We start from the raw sequence: 24,838 nt of genomic DNA, 5'->3' as shown, positions 1-24,838 counted from the left end.
CGCTTGCACGGCTCCTTATCTCGTCTATCACTTTGTTCCTTTCAACGCACTTTTCGAAAAGTAGACGCGCATGAACGCCCCCGCAAGTGAGGCTACAAAGTCGAATGGCGATATCCGGAATGCCAATAGGGGGCAGCGGCCTAGCCAGCGGGGTGGAACGAGTTAGGCGTTCGACTAGTCCGGATTAGCCGTATGGACAAGGCGCCTTTTATTGCAGCGGCAAGGCCGTGCATTTGCTTTTCTATTTGGCGGGTTCGTTGGGAGTCGCAACCATTCCCGCGGATTGGCCACCTGGCCACCCATTGGATAGTTGCCTAAGATTCAGTGGCCAGAACATCATCGCCAAACGGGCCATGCCCCTTAATCGTTACGACAAAGTTAAACTAAAGTGCCCGCCGAGGCGGGCACTTTACGTATTTCTGTCACATGGGGACCCAAATAGTTAGGGAAACCCACGTGAAATTACTGATTTAAGTCAGCAGGGCATCCACAAAGCTTTCAGCGTCAAAGGGGGCAAGGTCGTCCGCCCCTTCGCCCAGGCCAATGAGCTTCACGGGCACACCGAGCGTCTTCTGGATGGCCACCACGATGCCGCCCTTTGCGGTGCCGTCAAGCTTTGTCAGCACGATGCCGGAAATATTCACGACCTCGGCAAAGACCTTCGCCTGGGTGAGTCCGTTCTGGCCGGTGGTCGCATCCAGGACCAGCAGGACCTCATCAACAGTTGCCTGCTTTTCAATGACACGCTTGACCTTGCCCAGCTCGTCCATCAGGCCGACCTTGTTTTGCAGGCGGCCGGCAGTGTCAATCATGACCACATCAACTTCCTGTTCGATGCCTGCCTTCACCGCCTCGAAGGCGACGGACGCCGGGTCTGCCCCGTCGACGTCGGACTTCACCGTGGGAACACCCACACGCGCACCCCAGGTTGCCAGCTGCTCGGCGGCCGCGGCACGGAAGGTGTCGGCCGCGCCAAGGAGCACGTCCTTGTCCTCGGCGACGAACACGCGCGCCAGCTTGCCAACCGTGGTGGTCTTGCCAACACCGTTGACGCCGACAACCATCAGAATCGCCGGGCGGCCGTCGTGGCGTTCAATGTTCAGGCTGCGGTCCATGGTGGGATCGACCAGCTTGACCAGCTCTTCGCGCAGCATCGCCTGGACATGCTCCGGACTGCGCACGCCCAAAACCTTCACGCGCTCGCGCAGCGTGTCCACCAATTCCATGGTGGAATCGGTGCCAATGTCGGCCAGCAGCAGCGTCTCCTCAACCTCTTCCCACACATCTTCATCGATGGTGTCGCGGGACAGCAGCGCCAGCAACCCCTTGCCCAGGGCGTTGTTGGACTTCGCCAGGCGCGCGCGCAGGCGCACCAGCCGGCCTTCAACGGGCAGCGGCTTCTCGAGTGTCGGGGCCGAGGGAGCTTCCGGTGCAACTTCGGCGGTTTCCACGTCCGACGGCGGGACCGGGGTTTCCGGGCGATCCTCCACCAGGGTGCCGCCGCCTTGGGCATCGGTGGCATCCAGCGGGGCCGGGTCATTGGCGTCGCGCGGACCAACGTAGTTTTGCTTGTTGCGCCCGGCCTTCAGGAAGACGGGAATGAGACCGCCGATGATGGCGAGACCTACGACAATGGACACAATGATGAGGAGAGTATCGTTCACTCCCCCAGTCTCTCACGGGGGCTGCCGGCGACTGCCTTCCTCGCGCGTGTGGCAAACTCTTAGCTGATGCCAATGACCAGTCCCCAGTCCCGTAAAGTTTCCGAGCCGGATGCTGTGAAGCTTCCCCGCGAGATCAAGGTCCTGGTCGCCGCGGCGTTTCTGATCGCCATCGGTTTTGGCATTGTGGCCCCGGTCCTGCCGCAATTCGCCCAGAGTTTCGACGTGAGTGTGGCAGCGGCCGCCGTGGTGGTCAGCGCCTTCGCGTTCACCCGGCTGGTCTTCGCCCCGTTGAGCGGCTGGCTCGTGGAGCGCATGGGTGAACGGCGCACCTACATACTGGGAATTCTTATCGTTGGCGCTTCCTCGGCCGCCTGCGCTTTTGCCGGCAACTATTGGCAGCTGCTGCTGTTCAGGGGCCTGGGCGGCATCGGCTCCACCATGTTCACCGTCGCTGCGATGGGGCTGCTCATCCGCATGGCTCCGCCGAAGGCCCGCGGCCGCGTCTCCAGCCTGTACTCCGGCTCGTTCCTGCTGGGCAACATCGCCGGCCCCGCCGTGGGCGGGCTGCTCGCAGGCCTGGGCATGCAGCTGCCGTTCCTTGTTTACGCCGCGGCACTGCTGCTGGTGGCGATTCTTGTGGCCACGTTCCTGCCGGCCGCGCTCCCCATCCCTGTCCACGAGCGTGCCCAAGCCTCACTGAAGAAGAATATCCTGCCGCTGCGCGAGGCGCTGGGCCTGCCCGCTTACCGGGCGGTGCTGACGTCGGGCTTCGCCAACGGCTGGTCCGCGTTCGGCATCCGGATGGCCCTGGTTCCGCTCTTTGCCACGGCAGCCCTGGGCGCCGGGCCCGAAGTGGCCGGCATCTCCCTGGCGGTGTTCGCCATTGGCACCGGAGCGGCCCTGACGTTCTCGGGCAAGCTGGCCGACACCTGGGGCCGCAAACCCATGATCCTGTCCGGCCTGGCCGTGAACGGCATTGCCATGGGCGTGCTGGGCTTCACCGGAAACGAATTCTGGTTCTTCCTCGTCTCCGCAATCGCCGGCCTGGGCAGCGGGCTCATGGGCCCGGCCCAGCAGGCGACAGTTGCCGACGTCATCGGCAACGACCGCTCGGGCGGCAAGGTGCTGGCCACCTTCCAGATGAGCTCGGACCTGGGTGCCATCATCGGCCCCATCGCCGCCGGCTTCCTGGTGGACCAGTTCTCCTACGGCGTGGCCTTCCTCATGGCCACGGCCGTCGCCCTCGTCAGTTTCCTGTTCTGGCTGCCCGCCAAGGACCCCACCCCTAAATAGGGCACCCGTGAGGCCGTCTCACACGACAGGGCGCAGTGCCTTGAGCGCCGCCGATCCCTTGACGGCAACAGCAAGGTCAACCAGGGCCTCACCGTGAAGCACGGCAAGATCCGCCGCCTTTCCTGCCGGCAGCCCTTCGGCATTGAAATCCGTGCCGTGAAAATACAGGTCGGGGGCCAGCACCTGTGTACCGAAGAAGCCGGCCAGTGTTGCGGAAAGATCCCGGGTGCCCAGAAAGTGTTCCCCCGAGGCGCCCGTCATGACCACGGCGACGGGTGTCCCGGCAAGCTGCTCCGCGCCGGCTTTGCGATCGATCTTCTCCAGCAGCGTGCGCAGCGCTGCGGTGTGCGTGGCACGGTAGGTGGGACTGCCAAGCACGACGGCGTCGGCCGCACCGATGCGGGCCACAACGTCGGGGTGGTCATGGCGGATCAGCTCCGTTTCCGCTCCCCGGCCGGCTGCGCCGGCAAGAATCGCAGAGACTGCCGCTGCCGTTTTGCCAGGTCCGTAAGGGCTGCCGTCAATGCCCACAATGATCACGCGGCCTCCCCCACAAGCGCAGGTGCGGGCTGCACCCGGGCATACGCGCCCTTGTAGAACAGCAGCGGCTCAGCCTCAGCCCGGGCATCCAATGACCGCACCGAACCCACCACAATGGTGTGGTCGCCGCCGTCGTACTCCTGGTGCAGCTCGCAATCCACCCAGGCCAATGCGTCGTCCAGCACGGGATTTCCAGAGGGCGAGCCGGTGTAGCCAACGCCGGCGAACTTGTCAGTGCCGGAGCGGGCAAACTGTGCCGACAGGTGTTGGTGTTCGGCGGGCAGAATGTTGATGGTGAAGCGTCCCGCGGCCCGCAGCAGCGGCCAGGTGGATGACGTCCGGGCCGGGCTGAAGGTGACAAGCGCCGGTTCCAGGGACAGGGAGGCAAACGACTGGCAGGTGAAGCCAACGGGGCCGTCCGGGGTGGCTGCGGTGATGATGGTCAGTCCGGTGGCGAAGTGGCCCAGGACATTGCGCAGCTGATTCGGTGTGACGGGCGGTTGGGTTGTCATGGTGGTTCCTTTCGTGGCAGTACTGCTACAAAATCACCCCGGAGGGCGTACGTTCAAGCGATCTGCAACGCGCTGCAACACGGCTCAACACCGGTCAACATGCCGTGATGCGGCGTAACACTCGCCGTTCCAAGCCATTGCTTCAGGCCTGCAGTTTCTGCACTATCAATTCCATCCGCAGATCCAGGTCCAGTCGGACATCGCCAAGATCGCCCACCTCCATGACCGGTAAGGCATGGCTGGTCCCGTTCCGCTTGCTGCTGCCTTCCGGCAGGCCCAGATTCTCCCGCAGGGTGCCGGCGACGTAGTCGGTGGGATAGATTCCGCGGGCCTGCAGCTCCGGGATGAGATGGTTGACAATGTCTGCGAGCTCGTCCGGGAACAACCAGGGCATGAGGGTGAATCCGTCCACCGCCCCGGAACGGGCAAAGTCCTGCAAGAGGTCGGCAACACCGGAATAGGATCCGATGAACGCCTGCCGGTCCCAAACGGAGTCGGGCAATTGTGCGCGGATCCAGTCAGCCTTCGCCAACGCCTGGGCTTGTGTCGGCGCCAGGATGAAGGTGGCGGACTGGAGGATTTTCACGTCGCTGGAGCCGCGTCCGCTGTCGAGGCTGCGGGCCACCATGTCCCGTCGCAGGGCCAGGGCGTCGCCAATGGTCGCGGGGGCGGACGTGACGATGTCGGCATGCTCGACGGCGAAGGCCCGTTCCTGGGCGGTGTCGCCGGCATGGATGAGGACCGGGCGGCGCCGATCTGGTTGGTGCAGTGCTGCGCCCAGCCCCACACTGTAGAGCTGGCCCCCGCGTTCAAACGCGCCGAGCGTTTCAACCGGTCCGGCCTCGCCTGACGCGGGTTTCTCCCAGGCATCCCAGGTGCGCTGAACGGAATCGACGAAGCCGTGGCGCCCGTCCGCGGAGGCGACTCCCTCGACGTCGGACTCGTCATCATAGAGTTCCTCAGCATCGGATTCCGCGGCATCGCGGCCGTATCTGGCGCCGTCGGCCAACAGCTGCCAGGCGGCCCGGCCGCCCGACAGCTTGTCAAGGGAGGCGATTGTGTGGGCGAGGTTCGTGGGGTCGTCATAATCGGGCGCTGCTGCCACCGCGACGCCAATATTGCTGGTCACGGCCGCCAGCGCGGCCAGCAGGGTTGCCACGTCGTTGCTGCCGGCCGGGTCCGTGGTGGATGCGGCACCGGGGTCCTCAGGCAGCCAATACCGTTCATCCAGTGTCACCAGCGTAAATAGCCCCCGCTCGGCTGTCTGGGCCTGGGTGCGGAGCTGCTCAAAACTCAGCTCGGAGGCCGGTCCCACCAGATTGACGCCAAAGTGCAGCCGGCCTGTGGGGGTGAACCCGGATCGGGTTTCATGGGAATTTGGCATGATGTCATTTCTGCTTGGACTGGGAAATTTCCGGACCGGGGCGCTGCTGGGCGTGGCTGGTGACTTAGTGGTTAGAGCGTTTCACAGTGCTCCGCAGCCTCCGTTGCAATCCGTAATGTGGAGCAGTATCCGCGGGTGCAGTCCGCGGGTCTCCACCGCTTTCAGGGGCCTCCTGCATGACTTGGCACGACGCATTCGCACGCACCGTGACCTTCGATTTCCTCGGGTGTCGCTTGCCTTGGCGGCCGCCCTCCGCTGCCGGATAGTTGCTGACACCACCCGCAACCACGACGCATTCGCAGAGGAAACCATGACCAGCATCATCACCAGATCAGCGCTCTCCATTGCCGTGGCGGCCTCCGCGGCCCTGGGCCTGGCTGCCTGCTCAGACCCGGGCGCCAGTGCTGCCCCAGCCGAAGTCTCCGGAACAAAGTCCTTCAATCTCTCCCCCAAGCAGGACCGGGTGTCCGTGACCGCAGACGCCGCAGCTGCCGCATTGGTTCCCGCAGGGATCAAAAAGGATGGCAGGCTCACGGTTGCCGTCTCGCTGGGCGCCGCACCTCTCGGCGTGTTCGCCACCGACAACAAAACTCCGATCGGCAACGAGGTGGACATCGCCGTCGCACTGGCCCAGTCGCTGGGCCTGGAGGCCGAAATCGTGCCGACGGCGTGGGCCGACTGGCCCCTGGGCGTGGCCTCCGGCAAGTACGAGGCGGCCATCACGAACGTGACAGTCACCGAGGAACGCAAGCTCAAGTTCGATTTCGCCACATACCGGGAAGATAAACTCGGTTTTTATGCCACCAAAGACAGCCCCATAACGACTGTGGAATCGGCTGCGGATGTTGCCGGCAAGAGGGTGGTTGTCGGATCAGGCACCAATCAGGAGGCCATCCTCCTGGCGTGGGACAAGGAAAACGTGGCGAAGGGGCTTGCACCTGTCCAATTCCAGTATTACGACGACGATTCCGCCTCCACCCTGGCGCTGCAGTCGGGCCGTGCGGACCTGACGTTCGGGCCCAACCCGACGGGCGCGTACAAGGCCGCCACGGACGGCAAGTCCAAGCTGGTGGGAACCGTCGACGGCGGGTGGCCGCTCAATGCCAAGATCGCCGTCACCACCGAGAAGGGCAATGGCTTCGCCGTCGCCGCCCAGGCCGGCCTGAACCACCTGATCGCCGATGGCAGTTACGCCAAGATCCTGGACAAATGGGGGCTCTCCAGCGAGGCCGTCAGGAAGTCCGAACTGAACCCGCCCGGGCTGCCGGCAAGCTAAGTTCGCCCCAAAATTACGACGGCGGGAGGTTCCCATTGATGCCAAGGGAACCACCCGCCGTCGAGCGTTGATAGTGCTAGAGGTGGAGCTCGCGGGCGGCCAGTTCCAGCTTGATCTCGCTGGAATGATCTCCGTCATTGTCGTGTTCAGCCTCCGGGCGTTTCGGCACGGGCAGGCCCAAATGCTCACGCAGCGTGGTTCCGGCATACTCCGTGGGATAGACGCCGCGGGCCTGCAGCTCGGGGACCAGGTGGTTGACGATGTCATCGAGCCCGGTGGGAACCAGCCACGGTGAAATGTTGAAGCCGTCGACCGCACCCGTTGCGGCATAGCGGGCAAGAGTGTCCGCAACGTCCGTGTAGGAGCCGGTGAAGGTGGCATCGATCCGGCTGGTCTTGCCGGACACGAACTGCCGGATGGACAGCCCCTTGTCCTTGCTCTCGGCCCGCCACTGGTCCGCGAGTTGGCGGGCCTTGGCGCCATGAAAACCACTGCCCCGGGTCTCGGAGGTTTCGGCAACCACGGGATCGATCTCCGGCAGCGGCCCGTCGGGATCGTATTCTGAGAGTTCCCGTCCCCAGAACTGTTCCAGGTAGGCAATGGCCTGTTGCGGACCGATCTGCAGGCCGCGGACCCACTCCTTCTTGTCGCGGGCTTCCTGCGCCGTGGCGGCAAGGATGAACTCGCTTGCCGGCATGATCTGGACGTCGTTCGGCCTGCGGCCTGCGGCGACGGTCCGGGCAACGATGTCACGACGGAACTCAAGGGCAGCCTCGTAAGCCGGGTGGGCGGAGAAGATGACATCGGCCTGGCGGGCCGCAAAGTCACGCCCCTCCGGCGAGTCGCCGGCCTGGAACAGCACCGGCCGGTACTGGCTGCTGCGGGGCAGGCGCGGCGCATAGTCGACCGAGTAGTGCTGGCCCTCGTGCCGGACCTGCCGCACGGAGCCCGGCGCTGACCAGGCGGTTGCAGTTTCGGATCCGGCGAAGGCACCGGTTTCCCAACTGTCCCAGATCCGCTTTGCCGTCTCCACGAACGCTTCGGCATGACGGTACCTGTCAGCATGGTCCAGATACCCGCCCCGGCGGAAATTCGCACCCGTCCAGGCGTTGTCGGTCGTGACGACGTTCCACGCTGCCCGGCCGCCCGACAGCAGGTCCAGGGAGGAGAGCCGGTGTGCCAGGTGTGCGGGATCGTTATAGGTGGTGTTTTGGGTGGCCACGAGCCCAATCTTGTTGGTCACGCCAGCCAAGGCAGCCAGCATGGTCTGGGCATCGGGACGCCCGGCCACGTCGAGCGCGTGGGGATGGCCCAGATGCTCCCTTAGCCGCAGCCCTTCGCCGAGGAAGAACGCCGCAAAAAGCCCGCGCTCTGCCGTCTGCGCCAAATGCCGGAACGAATCAAAATCCGTTTGCGATCCGGATTCCCCGGCTTTCCAAATGGTGCCGGAATTGACGCCTTGAACGAAGACTCCGAACTGCAACTGTCCGGTGGGGATGAATCCGTTGCCGATCTCGCTGTTTTCACTCATGGTCTCTCCTTAGTTTCCAACGGTTGCGTAGCGGTTGACCGCGCGGCCAAGCCCCAGCAGGTCCCGGAAGCTGGCGTCGGCTTGAACCGGGGCCAGCGCGCCATTGCGGCGCAGAACCGGGAGCACCAGCCGGGACAGTTCATCAAGGTCCACGTCCAGCACGGCCGGGTGCAGCCGGACGCCGTCGGCCTCAGCCAGAATCTCCGTGAGCAGTCCCACCAGGCCGTCGGCCCCGCCGGCATACCGGGCACGGCTGCTGATCCACGGCGTGTGGGCATCGAGGTGGGCAACGCGCTCCGCGGCGCTTTGGCCGCGGGCATCGAGCACCACGTCCAGCTCGGCGATGACGGCCACGGCGCCCTGGGATTGATTGCGGACGTGGCGGGCCTCCCCTGCCAAATCCTCCGCGGCGGATGCCGTCACCAGCACGGCATCGATGCCGGACTCGGGGCCTCCCAGGGACAGCCCGTCTGCCACCAACCCGGCCGGAGCCAGCACGGGCAGCTGCCCCTGCAGGGGACGCGGAATGATGGACGGACCCTTGACCGAATATCCCTGGCCGGGAAAATCGGCGCCGGTTTCAAAATCCGCATAGTGGAGTTTGTCGACATCGAGGTACCGGCCGGAGTCAACGTCGCGGATCACGGCGTCGTCCTCCCAGCTGTCCCACAGCCGGCGGCCAACTTCCACGGAAGCGGCGGCCTCCAAAGCACGCGCTTCACCCTCCACTGCTCCCCGTCCCACGACGGCACCCTCGCGCTCCGTGCCTTCGGCGGCGACGAGCCAGCCGGCCCGGCCGCCGGAAACATAGTCAAGGCTGGCCAGCTGGGTCGCCACATGAAATGGCTCCGTGTAGACGGTGTCCACCTCGGGAACCAGGATGATGCTGTGGGTTATTGGCCCGGCAAAAGCTGCCCGCTGGACGGCATCGAGCCGGCCCCCAATGTCGGCTCCGCCACCCAACGGCCCGTCGGAAAACGTTGCAATGTGAAATCCGGCTGATTCGGCGGCCAGCACGGTGGAACGGATTCGTTCACCGCTCAGGAGTTCTGCCGGTGTGTGTCTGGCGGCCCGCCACGCGGCCGGGTGCGCCCCGTCGCCATCGAGCTCAAGGGCCAGGAAACCGGGTCGATGCTGATCTGCGGCGCTCATTGGGCGGCCTCTCGTTCAAAGGGTGTCTTCTCGCCGGCAGCAATGGCCACGGGCAAATGGTTTTCGGCCGGCGGGAGCGGGCAGGTGGCCAGATCCGTGTAGGCGCAGGGCAGGTTCAGGGCCCGGTTGAAATCAAGGGTTGTCGCGCCCCCTGCTGGTGGCGCGGAAAATGTCAGGGACCGGTTGGCGGAATAGGTGGTGTCCCCCGAGGTCTCATCCGTGAACAGCACCTGGAATGTGCCCGGCGCCGATCCATTGAAGGCCGTCAGTTCCAGCTCCCGGCCGGCGATCTTGAATTTCACCACTCCTGGTGCCTGGTAGACGTGCTGGATGCCTTCGACGGCGGCGCCAACTGTCGTTTCGCGGGGCCGGCGGAACGGGACGTACTGTGCTGCGAGCGCAAACGACCGGGTCGGCTCATAGGTGGGCGTGCCGTGGTAATTGCGAAGCAACGCATTGCCGGGGTTTCGCGGCCGGAGCACGTACTCGCCGCCTCGTTTGGCCAGCTCCAGCACGGTGTCACCATGGCTGAGGTTGATGCCGTCGCGTTCGGCGATGGGCCCGAACACGAGTTCCCCGTTCGCAGTCACTCCATCAGGGGTGTTTAGTTCGGCGCCGTCGCGGAGCAGGCTGATGCCAGCCGCCAAGGTGAGATGAACGGCGTCGTCCTCAACCCGCCATGTCCCCGGCGCCCCGGCGAGCGCTGTGGCGTCAGCGGTGAGCCAGTGCAGCTCGGTGACGGCCAGGAAGCCGTGGGGATCGCTGCGAAGTTCTTCGTGGGCGTCGTGCCAGTGCTGCCACTCGGTGCGGAAGGCCGCCTTGCGGGTATCTGCTTTGCTGGTTTCAGTGGCTGTGGACATGGTTGCTCCTGTGGGTGAGGTGGTCTGCGGAGATGATGGCGGCGGCATCGCCGACGTGGGCGCCGGCGAAGGCCGGGCGTCCGGCATAGGGATCGCCGGTTTCCCAGAGCGTGGTGGGCGCCGCTTCCCTGACCGCGGGAATGACCACCGCGGCGAAGCGTGCCAGCAGCTCCAGCTGCTGCTCGAAGGGCAGGGTGGTTGGCAGGGAGATGGATTGCAGGTCATGGCCGTACAGCTCGTGGTAGCCCAGGATCTTGTCGATGACCTGTTCCGGGCTGCCGACCAGCGGGGGACCTTCTGCTACGGCGTGGTCTATGTCCCTGTAGGGGGAGTTGTTCCCCGGTACGTTCCGGCCCACGGTCAGCGCCTCATACACGGGGCCATACTGGCGTTTGGCCTCCTGGGTGGTGTCCGCGATGAACACTCCCCCGGCACCACTGCCAGAACCCAGGTATTGATGCCGGGGGTCATGGCCGTGCCGCGCATATTCCTCACGGTAGTGATCAATGAGCACCTTGTAGTTTTCGCGTGGCTGGATGGCGTTCGCCGTAAACAGGGGGTCTCCCCACTGAGCGGCGAGCGCGGCGGAGGCCAGCGACGTGGCTGAGCCGTGCCACACGCGCGGCGCACCGGCGAAGGGGCGTGGCGTGGTGGTCGTTGGTTCGCTGAGCGGTGTCCGGAATTGTCCGTACCAGGTGACGTCTTCCTCGCGCCACAGCCGGTGCAGCAGGGAGTACTTCTCCTCGAGCAGGTCCCATTGGTTGTCCAGGGACAAGCCAAAGAGCGGATATTGGAGCGCCTCGTTGCCCTTGCCGATGACCAGTTCCAGCCGCCCCCTGCTGAGCTGGTCAATCGTGGCATAGTCCTCGGCCACCCTGACAGGGTCAAGGACCGAGAGCACCGTGACACCGCTTTGCAGGCGAATGGTTGAGGTCACCGCGGCGATGGCGGCGAGCACCGTGGTGGGCGATGAGGAGATGAACTCCCCCGCGTGCCGTTCCCCCACGGAGAAGCTGTCATATCCGAGTTCCTCGGCCAGCTGTGCGGTCTGCACCACCTGGTTGAGCCGGTCTGCCGTGGAGACGATGGCTCCGGTGAGAGGGTTCTTCAGGTGGGGGATGATGTCCAGGACCTGGAATTTCATTTGGCACCTGCCTTGTAGTTGGACTCGGTAACGGTTTCGGCGGCCGGGAGTGCTTCCTCCGACAGTCCCCAGCGCGTCAGCACCTCCGCATAGCTGCCGTCCTTGATCACGGCGTTCAGGGCGTCGGTGATGGCCGGTGCCAGGCCGTTGCCCTTGAGCGTTGTCGCGGCCACGAGCGTTTCATTGGGCCAGCCCGCGTTGACCTTGCCCACAATCTTCAGGTCGTCGCGGGTGTTGGCCCGGTACACGGCTGACGGGTAAGGGGTGATGTTCAAGTCGGTGCGTCCCGAGCTGAGGGCCAGGATGGTGTCGGCGTCGGAGGAGTAGTACTGCAGTTCAGCCGGCGCCTTGCCCTTGGCCTCAAGCTCCTTGTTCCAAGCCAGCAGGATCTTTTCCTGGTTGGTGCCCGAGCCCACGGAGATCCTGAGCCCGGAGATGTCGTCGGAGCCCTTGATGTCATAGTTGGAGCTGGTTTTCGCCTCGAAACCCATGAATGCGGCCCGGTAACTGGCGAAGTCAAAAAGCTTCACCCGCTCGGCGTTGATGCCGACATTGGAGAACACCGCTTCAAAGTCACCTGACTGGGTCTTCAGCGGCCAGTTCTCCCAGGCCGTGACCTGGACATCCAGTTCCAGGCCCAGCTTGTCGGCCACGAGCTGGGCCAGGTCGATCTCGGAGCCGATGGGTGTCTTGTTGTCGGTTGCGTGGTACGACAGCGGGACCGAACCGGCAGAGGTGCCCACCGTCAGTTTGCCGTCCGCGGAGATCGACGCCGGCACCTCGGCCACCAGGGCCGGGTCTTTCTCGGCGCGGATCCGGTTTTGCTCCCGGGAACTGTTGTACACCACACCGTTGACGGCCGTCGTCGAATCTCCGCTCGAGGCCTGGGCCCCGGGGTCGGAGCAGCCGGTCAGCACTGCCATGCCGGCAAGGACGACGGCGGGGAGCACGGCGAGGGTGCGAAGGCGCGGGGAAGGCTGTGACATGGGGTGTTCCTTAGATGTTGAAGGCTGGTTCGATGATTTTGGAGAAGAAATTCTTGGTGCGCTCCTGCTGGGGGTTGGCGAAAATCTCCGCAGGCGGGCCGCTTTCCACGATCTGGCCCTGGTCCATGAAGACCACCGTGTCCGCCACGTCGCGGGCAAAACCCATCTCGTGCGTGACGATGATGAGGGTGGTGCCGGAGGTGGCAAGCTCGCGGATGACGTCCAGGACTTCGTTGACAAGTTCCGGGTCCAGGGCGCTGGTCGGCTCGTCGAAGAGCAGGATCTTGGGGTCAAGGGCCAGCGTCCTGGCGATGGCCACGCGCTGCTGCTGCCCGCCGGAAAGCTGGCGGGGATAGGCCTCGGCCTTGTCCTCCAGACCGACCCGTGCCAGCAATTCCAACCCCCGGCGGCGGGCCTCGGCCTTGGTCTTGCCCTGCGCCACGACGGGCGCTTCCGTCACGTTTTCCAGTGCCGTGAGATGACCAAAGAGGTTGAAGTTTTGGAACACCATGCCGATCTCTGTGCGCTGCTTGAGAATGTCCTTTTCACGGAGTTCGTGCAGATTGCGCCCCCGTTTCCGATATCCCACGAGCGAACCGTCAATTGCGACGTAACCGGAATCCACATTCTCCAGGTGGTTGATGGTGCGCAACAACGTTGACTTTCCTGATCCAGAGGGGCCCAGGATGGCAGTAACGGCTCCGGGCTCCACAACCAGGGACACGCCCTTGAGCACGTGCAAGGCGCCGAAGCTTTTGTGCACGTCGGTGATTTCCACCAGGCCCCTCGTCGGGGCAAGTGCGGGTGCTTGGGTGTCGGTGATGGTCATCGCAGGTCCTTAGCGGTGGTGCGGATGGTGAAAAATTTCTTGACCTTTTGCAGCGGCGTCAGCGGCAGCGTGCGCACGGCACCCTTGGCGTAGTGCCGTTCGATGTAGTACTGGAAAACACTCAGCACGGAGGTGATCACGATGTACCAGAGGGTTGCTACGAGCAGCAGCGGCAGGACTTGTTGCGTGCGGTTGTATATGACCTGCACGGTGTAGAACAGTTCCGAGTACGCCAGGACGTACACGATGGAGGTGCCCTTGACCAGCCCGATGATCTCGTTGAAGGCTGTCGGCAGGATGGAGCGCATCGCCTGCGGCAGGACGATCCGGGTGGACCGGCGCCAGGCAGGGATGCCCAGTGCCGAGGCTGCCTCCAACTGGCCCTGGTCAACGGAGAGAATGCCGCCGCGGATGATCTCGGCCGAATACGCCGCCTGGTTCAGGGTCAGGCCCAGGATTGCCGCGGCAAACTGGCTGATCAGTGTGGTGGTCTGGACCTCGAAAAACGTCACGCTGGTGAAGGGGATTCCGAGGCTGATCTTCTCGTAGAGATAGCCCAGGTTGTACCAGAGCAGCATTTGCACCAGCAGCGGGGTGGAGCGGAAGATCCAGGAAAACGTCCAGGACACCGAAACCAGCAGCGGGGACGCCGACAGCCGCATCAGCGCCAGGATGAACCCGAGCACAAAGCCAAGGGCTCCGGCGATGACCGTCAGCTTCAACGTTTCCCCCAGCCCGCGAATCACGGACTCCGCGGTAAACCACTGCGCCACCACGTCCCACTCCCAGCGGGGGTTGGTGGCCAGCGACCACAGGATCGCCGCCACGCCCAAGGCGACCACTGCCGTGCCAACCCACCGCCACGGGTTTTTGGCGGCGACCACTTTGTACCCGGAGTAGTCGGCCACCACACGAGGAGGGACCGGGCCGGCAGGCGGCGGATTGTTGCCGGCTGCGGCGGCACGGGCTGGGCCGACGGCGGACCCTGCAGCTGGGCTTGTGCCGGGTGCCGTTGTGGAACTGCCGGCAACGTCCGGACTCGTTTGGGTGGCTGCTTGCGCCACGTCTGTTGGTGCGGTGCTCACGCGCCACCTCGATTCTTCCCTTGGATCACTGGATTTTTACTGCTTGATGGCTGCAAATCTAGGCGGCGTCGGAAGCACTCTCCAAGGCTGTTGTTGTACTGGGTCATGTTCGGACGCAAGCCGTCACATGTCAGTTCGTGACCGGAATTAACCCTCCGTGACCTGCCATGAACCGGCATGACCGCGGCCTTCATTGACGCACTCGAACGGCCGTAGCGTGGGTGCCTACGCACCGTCCCGCAGCAGATGCACAGCAGGCCGGCCCACGAACAAGCCGGCAGAGCCAGGAGCCCCCATGCCCCCGCACGATCCGAGCGTCGTCTTCATCGGCGGCGGCCCGCGCACGGCCGGACTCTTGGAACGCCTGGGGGCGAACATGCCGGAATTGTTCGCGGCGCCCCTGAACATCCACATCGTGGAGCCATTCCAGCCCGGCTCCGGGCGGATCTGGCGCTTTAATCAAGACCCCGGACTCATGCTCAATTCCATGGCCGGGGATGTGACCATGTTTACGGACGCCTCCGTACACTGCACCGGCCCCACGACGGACGGCCCGGACCTCGCGCAATGGGCCGCTGCCGTAGCCTCGGGGAAATTGCCGGATGCGCCGGAACTGACGCCGCAGCTGTTGGCACAGGCCGCCGGGCTGACGCGCTCATCGTTCCCCACCCGCCAACTTCACAGCTTCTACCTCGAATGGTTCTTCCGCCGCGCCGTCTCCGCCCTGGCCCCGTACGCCACCGTCACCATCCACCGCGACACCGCCCTCGAGATCGCCCCGGCCGCCGCAGGTGAGCGCCGCCTGGTCAGGCTTGCCCGCGGCACGCAGGTGGGCGCCGACGTCGTCGTACTCGCCGTGGGTCATACGGATGCCCAGATTCATGGCAGATCAGCGGATTTTGCCGCCTTCGCCACCCGCCACGGCGGCTTTCACGCCGCCCCCGCCTACACCACGGACGTTGACTACTCCGCACTGGCTCCGGGGCAGGACGTCATAGTCTCGGGCATGGGCCTGGCCTTCGTCGACCTGGTGGTGCTGTTGATGGAGGGGCGTGGCGGCCGCTTCGTGGAGCACGACGACGGCGAGCTTGCCTATGTGCCATCCGGTGCCGAACCGCGGCTGTGGGCGGGCTCGCGCCGCGGTGTTCCTTACCATTCGAAGATTTCCGCAAGCTTGCGCGGGGACGCCCCCGGCCCCGCCCAGTCGTTCACCGGGCACGCCGTGTCGAAGCTGCTGGCGACGCATGGGGAGCTTGATTTTCGCACGCAGCTTTGGCCGCTCATCGCCAAGGACGCCGCCCACGCCTACTACCAAGAGCTTTTCACCGGCAACCCGAAACGGATGGGCATGGATTGGGCCATTTTCTCCGCAGCGTACCGGCGCCTGGATTGGTACAGTCCGGAACGGGCGGCGCTCGTGGCCTCGGCCGTGCCCGAGCGTTCCTTGTGGCTGGACTTTGAACGTCTTGACCAGCCATTGTCCGGGACCGGACTCACGGCTCACGGCTCCGTTTCCGAGGCTGTGGCAGCCCACATTGCCGAAGACCTGAAATTGCGGGACGGCGGCGGTCACCCCGAGACGCTGGCCCTGTTCCTGGGGTTGCTGCGGGCGTACATGGACTTTGCTTCGGTCGTGCCCGCCGAACGGCTGACGGCCGCATCACAGGCGGCAGTGCAGGGCTGGTGGCATGGCTTCTTCAGCTTTGTTGCTTCGGGTCCGCCGCCCCACCGGCTGCGCCAAATCTTGGCCATCCACAAGGCCGGCCTGTTGGAGTTCCTGGGCCCGGGACTCAAGGTGGCAACCGAGGAAGCAACCGGGCTGTTCGTCGCCACATCCGGATCCGGTGCCACCGGCGGCCACGATTCCCGGGTGCGGGCTGCAGCGTTCATCGAGGCCAGGCTCCCCGCCCCGACGGTGGTGCATTCAGCCAATCCGGTGCTGGCCCAGCTCCACGCCAGCGGTATCGGTTCAGAACAGCAGCTGCTCTCTGCAGACGGTACAGTGTCCACCGGGCGTTTGCTTGTCACCGGCTCCCACCAGATGGTGGGCGCGCGCGGCGAACGAACTGACAGGCTCTTCGCTGTGGGGCCGGGCACCTCTGCCTGGGCCTCCGGCGCCTTCGCACGCCCCCGCAGCAATGCCGCCCCCTTTCGGGAAAACGACGCCTTGGCCCGCGCGGTGCTTCACGCGTTGGCGGACCACGCCGGCACAGCCCAACCCCTCCCGGCGCTTTTTGAAAGGACCCAGCCATGACTGCACACACAGCACAGCCAGGGCTGGCACACGCGGGCACCGGTCCGGTGCCGCAAAACCGCATGACCCCAGTGGGACAGCCCGGCGCCGGCGCGATCTCGGTGCTGAGCCTGCCCATGGATGACCCCCGGGTGCGCCCGCTCCTCGAAGAGCTGGCCGTGGAATATGAGACCCGCTACGCCGATCTGTTCGGCACAGGCAATGCTGCCGCTGAGCTGAACAAATACCCCGCCGGGGAATTCGCCGCACCCGATGGAGCCGTCGTGATCCTGCAGGAGCATGGGGTGTCGGTGGCCGGCGGTGCATTCCGCCGCCATTCCCAGGACACTGCTGAATTCAAGCGCATCTGGACGCATTCACGGCAGCGCCGCCGCGGGCTCGCACGCCGCGTACTGGCCGAGCTGGAGGCCAAGGCCGTGGAACTCGGTTACACCAGCGTGTACCTGACCACGGGACCGCGCCAGCCGGAAGCAAGGGGCCTGTACCTGAAGACCAACTACGAACCCCACTTCGACGTCAAGGCAGCCCCCGAGTCCCTGCCGTTCCTGGCGTTCAGCAAGGATCTGACCACGAAGCCGTAGCACGCCCGGGGCGGGGTCAGGCTGGCGATTCTGCGCGGTCCATGCGCTGGCTGATGACTGTGGAGACGCCGTCGCCCCGCATGGACACCCCGTACAGGGCGTCGGCGACGTCCATGGTGCGTTTCTGGTGCGTGATGATGATGAGCTGGCTGGATTCGCGCAGCTCCTCAAAGAGCGTGATGAGGCGGCCGAGGTTTGTGTCGTCCAGGGCGGCCTCGACCTCGTCCATCACATAGAACGGGGACGGGCGGGCCTTGAAAATTGCCACCAGCAGGGCCACCGCCGTCAGCGAGCGTTCCCCGCCCGACAGCAGTGACAGCCGCTTGATCCGCTTGCCGGCGGGCCGGGCCTCCACCTCGATGCCGGTGGTCAGCATGTCGGTGGGGTCGGTCAGGACCAGCCGGCCCTCGCCGCCGGGGAACAGCCGGCCAAAGACCTGTTCAAATTGCACTGCCGTGTCGGCGTAGGCGGCCGTGAAGACCTCCTCGACACGCTGGTCCACTTCCTTGATGATGTCCATCAGGTCCCTGCGGCTGGCTTTGAGGTCCTCCAGCTGCGAGGACAGGAACTGGTGGCGTTCCTCCAGCGCCGCAAATTCCTCCAGCGCCAGCGGATTCACCTTGCCCAGGGCCGCCAGGTCGCGTTCGGCCCGTTTGAGCCGCTTTTCCTGCTCCTCGCGCACAAAGGGGGTGCCCTCGCGGATTTCGTCGCCGGAATCGTCCACTTCTACGCGCAGCGCCGCCCACTTGTCGGTGACCTCGCCGGGACCCAGCGGCACCAGCGTCTCGGGCCCGTACTCGCGCAGCAGGTGGTCGACGCTCAGGCCCAACTCCTCGATTGACTTGTTCTCCAGCGTCTCAATGCGCAGGCGCTGTGCCGCCCGGGCCATTTCGTCCTTGTGCACGGTGTCCGTGAGCTTCGCCAGTTCCTTCTCCGCCTCCACGGTGGCGGCGCGGACGGCCATCAGCTCAACCTCGCGGGCGGCCCGCTGCTCCTCGGCCTCGTCCCGGACACGCTCGGCCAGCGCGATCGACTCATCCACGAACACCAAAATGTGCTCTGTCGCCTTGGCCACGGCGGCAGCCTTCTTCGCCTGGAACAGCCGGCGGTTGGCACGCTGCGCCGCCTGCTCCCTGGCCGTCCGCTCGGTTGCCGCCGCCCGTTCCAGTGCTGCGGCCCGGTTGCGCGCCGTGTTCAGCGCCTCCTCGGTGCTGCGCAGCGAAAGCCGGGTCTCCATCTCCACAGCGCGCGCGGCAACGGCTGCGGCGGCCAGGCTGTCGCGTTCCTCCATGGAAGGTTCGACGTCGGCCGGGGCCTCCTGCGCCCGGGCCAGACGGGCGGCAATCTCCTCGAGCGACTGCTGTTCGGTGGCAAGATTTGTCGCGGCCGCGTTCAACGACAGGGCATGCCGCTCCGACTCCCCCGCCGCCGACCGCAAGGTGGCCCCCAGCGACCCGAGCCGCTCGGCAACCGCGGCCAGCCGCGCATCGGACTCGTGCAGGGCCGCCAGCGCACCTGCTTCTTCCTCGGCCAGTCCGGCACGCTGGGACTGCAGTCCGGCCAGCGCAAACCGTGCCTGTTCCCCGCGCGCCGTCGCCGCATGCAGCGCCGTCTCGGTCTCGTCGACGGCGGCCTGCAGCTCCAGCAGTGACGGCGCCGTGGCGGATCCACCCTTGAGGTAAAACGCCGTCACGACGTCCCCCTGGGCAGTCACGGCCGTCAACCCGGCATTGTGGGCAAGGACCTGCCGGGCGGCAGCCAGATCTGGCACGAGCACCACGGCAGCCAGCAACGCATCCAGCGCCGGCTCAAGCCCGGCCGGGCCGCTGACCTGTGCACGTCCGACGGCGGCACCCGCCACCGCGTCGGCCGCGGCTGCCGCTGCAGCCAGCTTCGCGGCCAGCTCCTCGTCGTGCCCGGGTTGGGCGCCGGTCTGGTCCGCCGCACCCGCACCGGCACCCGCAACAACCAGGGTGACGCGTCCGCCGTCGTGCGTCTTGATCAGGTCAAGGGCATCCAGCGCGGCCGCAACATCGCTGACGGCCACGCCCTCGGCAGCGGCATCCAGGGCCGCCGCGATGGCTGTTTCATGGCTGGGAACCACCCGGATCAGCTGTGCCATGGAGGCCAGGACGCCGGGCGGTCGGGCCTCGAGCAGGTGTGCGCTGGCGTCCTTGCGCAGCAGGCCCACGGCGAGGGCGTCGCGGCGGGCGGTGAGGGAATCGCGTTCGCGTTCGGCGGCGAGCTGGCCCTCAGTGACGGCCTGGATCTGCCCGTCAAGCCCGGCCAGGGCCCCGGCGGCAACCTCATAGTCGGCGTCGAGGCGCTCCTCGCCGGATTCCACACCGGCAACCTGCGACTCCAGCGCGGCAAACTCCTCGGCCGCTGCACTGTGCCTGTCGGCGCCGGCGGCCTTGCTTTGGTGCAGGCGGCCGATTTCAGCCTCGGCCGACTCGACCCGGGAGCGGGCGGAGGCAACCTTGCCGGCCAGCTTGGCCAGCCCCTCGCGACGGTCGGCGGTGGCGCGCAGCTGCGCCCGGACCCGCTGCTCCTCGGCCCGGACGGCGGACTCGGCGTCTTCCTTGATCTCCATGGCCGTCTCCAGGCCGTAACGCCGCTCCTCCAACGCCATGTCCAGTTCGGCCTCTTCGGCACGCAGGCGGGCAGCCTGCCCGGCGAGCTTGTCGGGATCGCGGCTGGGGTCGGGAGCGGCGTCGGCGGCGCCCAGGTGGCGCTGGCGTTCGGCGGCCAGTGCGCCCAGCGCCTTGAGCTGGTCACGCGTTGCGCACAGCTGGTACCAATCGTCACGGGCAGCGTTCAGCACGGGCGTGGCCGCGGCGGCTGCCTGTTCGAGCCCGGCCTGCTGCTCCCTGCCGCCCTGCAACTGCTTCTCCACCAGTTCGCGCCGGTTTTTCAGCGCCAGTTCGGCGGCTTCATCACGTTCGACGGCGGTGCTCAAGGTCACAATGTCATCGGCCAGCAGGCGGGCCCTGGCGTCGCGGACGTCAAATTGCACGCTCTGGGCGCGTCTGGCCACGGCGGCCTGTTTGCCCAGCGGGGTGAGCTGGCGGCGGATCTCGCCCGTCAGGTCCGTCAGCCGGGCCAGGTTGGCCGACATGGCGTCCAACTTGCGCAGCGTCTTTTCCTTGCGGCGGCGGTGCTTGAGAATCCCGGCGGCTTCCTCGATGAAGCCGCGGCGGTCCTCGGCCGTGGCGTGCAGGACCTTGTCGAGCTGGCCCTGACCGACTATGACATGCATCTCCCTCCCAAGGCCGGAATCTGACAGGAGCTCTTGAATGTCCAAAAGCCGGCAGGCTGTCCCGTTGATGGCGTACTCGGATCCGCCGGCCCTGAAAAGTGTGCGGGAAATGGTGACTTCGGCGTAATCGATCGGCAGGGCGCCGTCGGAATTGTCAATTGTCAGGGCAACATGGGCCCTGCCCAGCGGAGGGCGTCCCGAGGTGCCCGCGAAGATGACGTCCTCCATTTTGCCGCCGCGCAGCGTCTTGGCGCCTTGTTCGCCCATGACCCAGGCCAGGGCGTCAACCACGTTGGACTTGCCCGAACCGTTGGGCCCGACGACAGCAGTGACACCGGGCTCAAAGTCAAAGGTGGTGGCCGAGGCGAAGGACTTGAATCCGCGCACGGAAAGACTTTTTAGATGCAAACTGTATTCTTCTCCTGCGCCGGGCTGTTTCTCACCTGCCAATCTACCGTGGATTTCCTTGGCCCACCCGGGAGCGGCACGCGTGTATGCAAAGTGGCGCATGTGCATGAACACCCCTTCAAGGTGCATAGTTAAGGGTGCGTCATTATCTGTACGGGGGCCAGTCACGGCACCCCCGGACGATTTTTAAGCACAGTCACTGGATTTCCGGTGCCATCTGACACCGAACACCACAAGAAAAAGGCTGGATTTTGATCGGCAACGCAACGTTTCGTCACCACAACACCGCCTTGCTCGCTGTTTCAAGCATTGAGGCTCCGGTCGTCGTCAAGTCCAGCGACTTTGACGACCGGCTGGCCCCGAGCCTGAAGCGGCTGAGGCTCTCCAAACGACTTTTGGAACGTGTGGCAGGTGTCGAGGAGCGCCGCTGGTGGGCCCCCGGAACTGACTTTGACGACGCCGCCATCGAGGCAGGCGCCAAGGCCCTGGCCGAGGCCGGGATTGAAGCCGGACAGATCGGGCTGTTGATCAACACCTCCGTCACCCGGCGCAACCTTGAGCCGTCAGTGGCCGTAAAAATCCACCACGGCCTGGGACTGCCGTCCTCCGCCATGAACTTTGACGTGGCCAACGCCTGCCTGGGCTTTGTCAACGGCATGACCCTGGCCGCCAACATGATTGATTCGGGCCAGATCCAGTACGCCTTGATTGTTGCCGGCGAAGACGCCCAGGCAACCCAAGAAACTACGTTCCGGCGGCTCAACGCCGAGACCTCCACCCGTGAGGACTACCTGAAGGAATTTGCCACCCTGACATTGGGCTCCGGAGCGGCAGCAGCCGTGATCGGCCGGGCGGACCTGCACCCCGGCGGCCACCGCATTATGGGCGGCGTTTCACGGGCCGGCACCCAGCACCACGAGCTGTGCGTTGGCGGGCCCGACGGCATGTTCACGGACACCAAGGGTTTGCTCGACAACGGCCTGGAGCTCGTCACCGACGCGTGGCATGAAGCCCACACCGACGGCTGGAACTGGCGCTCGATGGACAGGTACGTCACCCACCAGGTCTCCAACTCGTACACCAATGCCATCATCAAGGCAGTGGACCTGGTCAGGGGCAAGGTCCCGATCACGTTCCCCAAGTGGGGCAATGTGGGTCCGGCCTCGCTGCCCATGACATTGGCCCAGGAATCCCAGAGCCTCAACCCCGGCGACCGCGTGCTGTGCATGGGCGTCGGCTCCGGGCTGAACACCGCCATGATGGAAATTGCGTGGTAGCAGTGGCTTCGCTGGACGTTGACTCTCCTGCGGGCGGCATTTCCGAGCCGTGGCCGGGCGTAAAGGGCAGCTGGCGGCGGAACCTGTCGGTGCCGTCCACCTCCGCCGTAGATCCGGCTGGCACGTCCCGGCAGTGGCATTACCTGGACAATGAGGCCGATGTGCTGGCCACCGGCGTCGAACCCGTCGGAACCTTGCTGTGCGTGCACGGCAACCCCACCTGGTCCTATCTGTGGCGGACCCTGCTGGCCGGGGCCACCTCCCCCGCCACCCTCGCCGCCGGCGGCCCGTGGCGTGTCATCGCCGTGGACCAGCTCGACATGGGCTTCTCCGAACGCACCGGCACCTTCCGCCGCCTCGAGGACCGCATCAACGACCTGGGCGACCTCACCGCCGCCATCGGCCTCACCGGGCCGGTCGTCAGTGTCGGCCACGACTGGGGCGGCATCATATCCCTGGGCTGGGCCACCCGCCACCGCGAACAGCTGGCCGCCGTCGTCCTGACAAACACCGCAGTGCACCCGGCCGGCTTCTCCCTGCCCCCCGCCCTGAAACTTGCCCTGCACCCCGCCGTCCACAAATGGGGCACGACGACGTCGTCCGCCTTCCTGCGGGTGACGCACGGTTTGGCGCAACCCGCCCTGGCCGACGACGTCCGGGCAGCGTTCATGGCCCCGTACCAGACTGTTTCCCGCAGGGCCGGGGTGGGCAACTTCGTGGCTGACATTCCGGCCGCCGAGGACCACCCCTCGCGGGCCGTGCTGGACAGCGTGTCCACCGACATCCGCACCCTTGGCGTGCCCGCCTTCATGATGTGGGGCCCCAAGGACCCGGTGTTCTCCGACCGTTACCTGCGCGATCTGCTGACCCGCCTGCCGCAGGCCGACGTGCACCGCTTTGAAGGCGCAAGCCACCTGGTCCAGGAAGACCGCGACATCGCCACACCAACCTTTGCGTGGCTGGCCAAGAACGTCCTGGACGCCGGGGCCGGCATCGGGACTGGCGCTGGGACTGGCGCTGAGAACCCGTACGTGCCGATGCTGGCCGAAGTGGACGCGCGCCGCTCGGACAACACCACTGCCATTGTTGACATGCTCCCGGCCGGTGCTGCCGCCCAGGAAACGCCTTCAGCCCAGAGGGGCCCGCGGGTGGATGTGGCCCGTGGCGAGCTCGGGGGCACCCGCCAACTCACGTGGGCACAGCTGGCCCGGGACGTGGACGACCTGGCCGCCGGCCTCCGCGAGCTCGGTGTGAAGGCCGGGGACAGGGTCAGCCTGCTCGTCCCGCCGGGCATCAACCTGACAACCTTGATCTACGCGTGCCTGCGCCTGGGCGCCGTCATCGTGGTGGCCGACGCGGGTCTGGGCACCAAGGGCATGAGCCGCGCCATCAAGGGCGCGGGCCCCGACTACTTGATTGGCATTGAGCGGGCGCTGGCTGGCGCACGGCTGTACAACTGGCCCGGCATCAAGATCGCGGCCGAGGACTTCACGCCCGCAACCGCCGGGGCCAAGAAGTCGTTGTTTGGTTTTGCAGCCACGGTGCCGCAGCTCATGGCCAATGGCCGGGTGGTGCGGCTCGCCGGACATCCGAAGCCGTTTGCCCCCGTCGCAGCTGACGCCGACGCTGCCGTGCTGTTCACCTCCGGCTCCACCGGCCCGGCTAAGGGCGTCGTGTACACAAACCGGCGGCTGGCAGCCATGCGCGACACGCTCAAGGCAACATACCGCCTCGAAGCCGGCACCGCCCTGGTGGCCGGGTTCGCACCCTTCGCCCTGCTGGGCCCGGCACTGGGCGCCACCACTGTCACCCCCGACATGGACGTCACGGCGCCGCGCACCCTCACGGCCCAGGCCCTGGCCAATGCGGCAGCCGCCATCGACGCCACCGTTGTCTTCGCCTCACCGGCCGCCCTCGTGAACGTCGTGGCGACCGCGGCGGCCCTCCTGCCCGCGCAGCAAAAGGCGCTGGCCGACGTCGGACTAGTCCTGTCAGCGGGCGCTCCCCTGGCCCAGCAGCTGCTCGAGAAGGTCCAGCAGCTGGCGCCCAAAGCGGCCCTGCACACCCCGTACGGCATGACCGAGGCGCTGCCCGTCACCGACATTGACCTGCCGGGCATTCGTGCCGCCGGTGTGGGCAATGGGGTGTGCGTGGGCACGGCTGTCAGCGGTGCGTCGGTGGCGATTGCGCCTGTTTCCGCCGATGGTTCCGTGGTCCCCGAGCCGAGCACCGAGGCCGGCGTGACGGGTGAGATTTTGGTTCGCGCCCCGCATGTCAAGGCCCGCTACGACCGTTTGTGGATTACCCAGGAGCTCAGCACCTCGATCCCCGGCTGGCACCGCAGCGGCGATGTGGGGCATCTGGATGCCGCAGGCCGCCTTTGGGTGGAGGGCCGGATGGAGCACATCCTGACCACTGCCGCCGGCGTGAAGACTCCGATCGCCGCCGAACAGGCGGCAGAACTGGTGCCCGACGTCTTCCGGGCTGCCATTGTTGGTGTTGGTCCGGCAGGCACGCAGTCAGCTGTGGCCATTGTTGAGACGGTGCCGGCCGTGAAGCGGGCAGGCTTGGCTTCGGCCGCGCTGGCCGCTGCGGTCCGGGCCGCGGCGTTGTCGGTTGAGGTGCCCCTGGCCGCCGTGCTCGTCATTGGCTCCATGCCCACCGATGTGCGGCACAATTCCAAGATCGACCGTGCCAAGCTGTCCCGCTGGGCTGCCCGGATGCTGGCCGGCGAGAAGCCGGGCAAACCGTGAGCACGGGTGCTGCCGGCGATTCCGGCGGCAACACCGGGGCTTCCGGCACT

At 66.0% G+C, this 24,838-nt stretch carries 18 protein-coding genes; 6 read left to right on the top strand and 12 right to left on the bottom strand.

Annotated elements, in window-relative coordinates; translation table 11 throughout:
- Positions 1-470 precede the first annotated feature (470 nt).
- Positions 471-1,664 carry a signal recognition particle-docking protein FtsY gene (gene ftsY, locus AC1L6K_RS09635; RefSeq protein ID WP_480952467.1) on the bottom strand — a complete coding sequence of 398 codons (1,194 nt, stop codon included), beginning with the start codon at positions 1,662-1,664 and terminating at the stop codon, positions 471-473.
- A 72-nt stretch (positions 1,665-1,736) separates the two neighbouring features.
- On the opposite strand from ftsY, the gene AC1L6K_RS09630 reads away from it, so the two are divergent.
- Positions 1,737-2,957: an MFS transporter gene (locus AC1L6K_RS09630; RefSeq protein WP_480952466.1), complete on the top strand. Its 1,221-nt coding sequence runs from the start codon at positions 1,737-1,739 to the stop codon at positions 2,955-2,957.
- An 18-nt stretch (positions 2,958-2,975) separates the two neighbouring features.
- Here the strand turns inward: AC1L6K_RS09630 and AC1L6K_RS09625 are convergent, their stop codons facing one another.
- The 3 genes from AC1L6K_RS09625 to AC1L6K_RS09615 all read right to left on the bottom strand — a co-directional run bounded on the left by AC1L6K_RS09625 (position 2,976) and on the right by AC1L6K_RS09615 (position 5,393).
- Complete coding sequence (locus tag AC1L6K_RS09625; RefSeq protein WP_480952465.1) at positions 2,976-3,497, bottom strand: NAD(P)H-dependent oxidoreductase; 522 nt, start codon at positions 3,495-3,497, stop codon at positions 2,976-2,978.
- A complete protein-coding gene (locus AC1L6K_RS09620) occupies positions 3,494-4,009 on the bottom strand; it encodes a flavin reductase family protein (RefSeq protein WP_480952464.1) in 516 nt (171 codons plus the stop codon). Before AC1L6K_RS09620 ends, AC1L6K_RS09625 begins: the two co-directional genes overlap by 4 nt.
- A 142-nt stretch (positions 4,010-4,151) precedes the next feature.
- Positions 4,152-5,393 carry an LLM class flavin-dependent oxidoreductase gene (locus tag AC1L6K_RS09615; protein ID WP_480952463.1) on the bottom strand — a complete coding sequence of 414 codons (1,242 nt, stop codon included), beginning with the start codon at positions 5,391-5,393 and terminating at the stop codon, positions 4,152-4,154.
- Positions 5,394-5,703: 310 nt separating this feature from the next.
- Between AC1L6K_RS09615 and AC1L6K_RS09610 the strand changes: the two genes are divergently transcribed.
- On the top strand, positions 5,704-6,669 hold the full coding sequence (locus tag AC1L6K_RS09610; RefSeq protein WP_480952729.1) for an ABC transporter substrate-binding protein: 966 nt from the start codon (positions 5,704-5,706) through the stop codon (positions 6,667-6,669).
- Between the two features lie 76 nt (positions 6,670-6,745).
- Here AC1L6K_RS09610 and AC1L6K_RS09605 read toward each other — a convergent pair whose 3' ends face one another.
- From AC1L6K_RS09605 to AC1L6K_RS09575, 7 genes are read right to left on the bottom strand one after another with little or no spacing between them, the layout of a single operon-like run.
- Positions 6,746-8,200: an NtaA/DmoA family FMN-dependent monooxygenase gene (locus AC1L6K_RS09605; RefSeq protein WP_480952462.1), complete on the bottom strand. Its 1,455-nt coding sequence runs from the start codon at positions 8,198-8,200 to the stop codon at positions 6,746-6,748.
- A 9-nt stretch (positions 8,201-8,209) separates the two neighbouring features.
- Positions 8,210-9,352 carry an LLM class flavin-dependent oxidoreductase gene (locus AC1L6K_RS09600; protein ID WP_480952461.1) on the bottom strand — a complete coding sequence of 381 codons (1,143 nt, stop codon included), beginning with the start codon at positions 9,350-9,352 and terminating at the stop codon, positions 8,210-8,212.
- Positions 9,349-10,212, bottom strand: coding sequence for a DUF1684 domain-containing protein (locus AC1L6K_RS09595; protein ID WP_480952460.1), 864 nt, complete (start codon positions 10,210-10,212; stop codon positions 9,349-9,351). Before AC1L6K_RS09595 ends, AC1L6K_RS09600 begins: the two co-directional genes overlap by 4 nt.
- Positions 10,196-11,356, bottom strand: a complete 1,161-nt coding sequence (locus AC1L6K_RS09590; protein WP_480952459.1) for an LLM class flavin-dependent oxidoreductase — start codon at positions 11,354-11,356, stop codon at positions 10,196-10,198. Before AC1L6K_RS09590 ends, AC1L6K_RS09595 begins: the two co-directional genes overlap by 17 nt.
- Complete coding sequence (locus AC1L6K_RS09585; RefSeq protein ID WP_480952458.1) at positions 11,353-12,342, bottom strand: ABC transporter substrate-binding protein; 990 nt, start codon at positions 12,340-12,342, stop codon at positions 11,353-11,355. The genes AC1L6K_RS09590 and AC1L6K_RS09585 overlap by 4 nt, the downstream gene beginning before the upstream one ends.
- Before the next feature lie 10 nt (positions 12,343-12,352).
- Positions 12,353-13,171, bottom strand: coding sequence for an amino acid ABC transporter ATP-binding protein (locus AC1L6K_RS09580; RefSeq protein ID WP_480952457.1), 819 nt, complete (start codon positions 13,169-13,171; stop codon positions 12,353-12,355).
- The gene (locus AC1L6K_RS09575; protein ID WP_480952728.1) at positions 13,168-14,082 is read right to left on the bottom strand and encodes an amino acid ABC transporter permease; all 915 of its coding nucleotides are present in this window, start codon (positions 14,080-14,082) and stop codon (positions 13,168-13,170) included. The genes AC1L6K_RS09580 and AC1L6K_RS09575 overlap by 4 nt, the downstream gene beginning before the upstream one ends.
- A 469-nt stretch (positions 14,083-14,551) precedes the next feature.
- Here AC1L6K_RS09575 and AC1L6K_RS09570 point away from each other — a divergent pair, with 469 nt between their 5' ends.
- Positions 14,552-16,510 (top strand): FAD/NAD(P)-binding protein, encoded by a 1,959-nt coding sequence (locus tag AC1L6K_RS09570; RefSeq protein WP_480952456.1) that lies wholly within the window; start codon positions 14,552-14,554, stop codon positions 16,508-16,510.
- 62 nt (positions 16,511-16,572) lie between these two features.
- Complete coding sequence (locus tag AC1L6K_RS09565; protein ID WP_480952727.1) at positions 16,573-17,091, top strand: GNAT family N-acetyltransferase; 519 nt, start codon at positions 16,573-16,575, stop codon at positions 17,089-17,091.
- Positions 17,092-17,107: 16 nt separating this feature from the next.
- Here the strand turns inward: AC1L6K_RS09565 and smc are convergent, their stop codons facing one another.
- The gene (gene smc / locus AC1L6K_RS09560) at positions 17,108-20,758 is read right to left on the bottom strand and encodes a chromosome segregation protein SMC (protein WP_480952455.1); all 3,651 of its coding nucleotides are present in this window, start codon (positions 20,756-20,758) and stop codon (positions 17,108-17,110) included.
- Between the two features lie 251 nt (positions 20,759-21,009).
- Here smc and AC1L6K_RS09555 point away from each other — a divergent pair, with 251 nt between their 5' ends.
- Positions 21,010-22,035 (top strand): 3-oxoacyl-ACP synthase III, encoded by a 1,026-nt coding sequence (locus tag AC1L6K_RS09555; protein WP_480952454.1) that lies wholly within the window; start codon positions 21,010-21,012, stop codon positions 22,033-22,035.
- The gene (locus AC1L6K_RS09550) at positions 22,029-24,788 is read left to right on the top strand and encodes an alpha/beta fold hydrolase (RefSeq protein WP_480952453.1); all 2,760 of its coding nucleotides are present in this window, start codon (positions 22,029-22,031) and stop codon (positions 24,786-24,788) included. The genes AC1L6K_RS09555 and AC1L6K_RS09550 overlap by 7 nt, the downstream gene beginning before the upstream one ends.
- Positions 24,789-24,838: the final 50 nt, after the last annotated feature.

The sequence above is a fragment of the Specibacter sp. BI4 genome (genome assembly GCF_056680095.1).
Note: the sequence above shows the minus strand (reverse complement) of the source record. Positions and strands in the feature narration are given on the sequence as shown.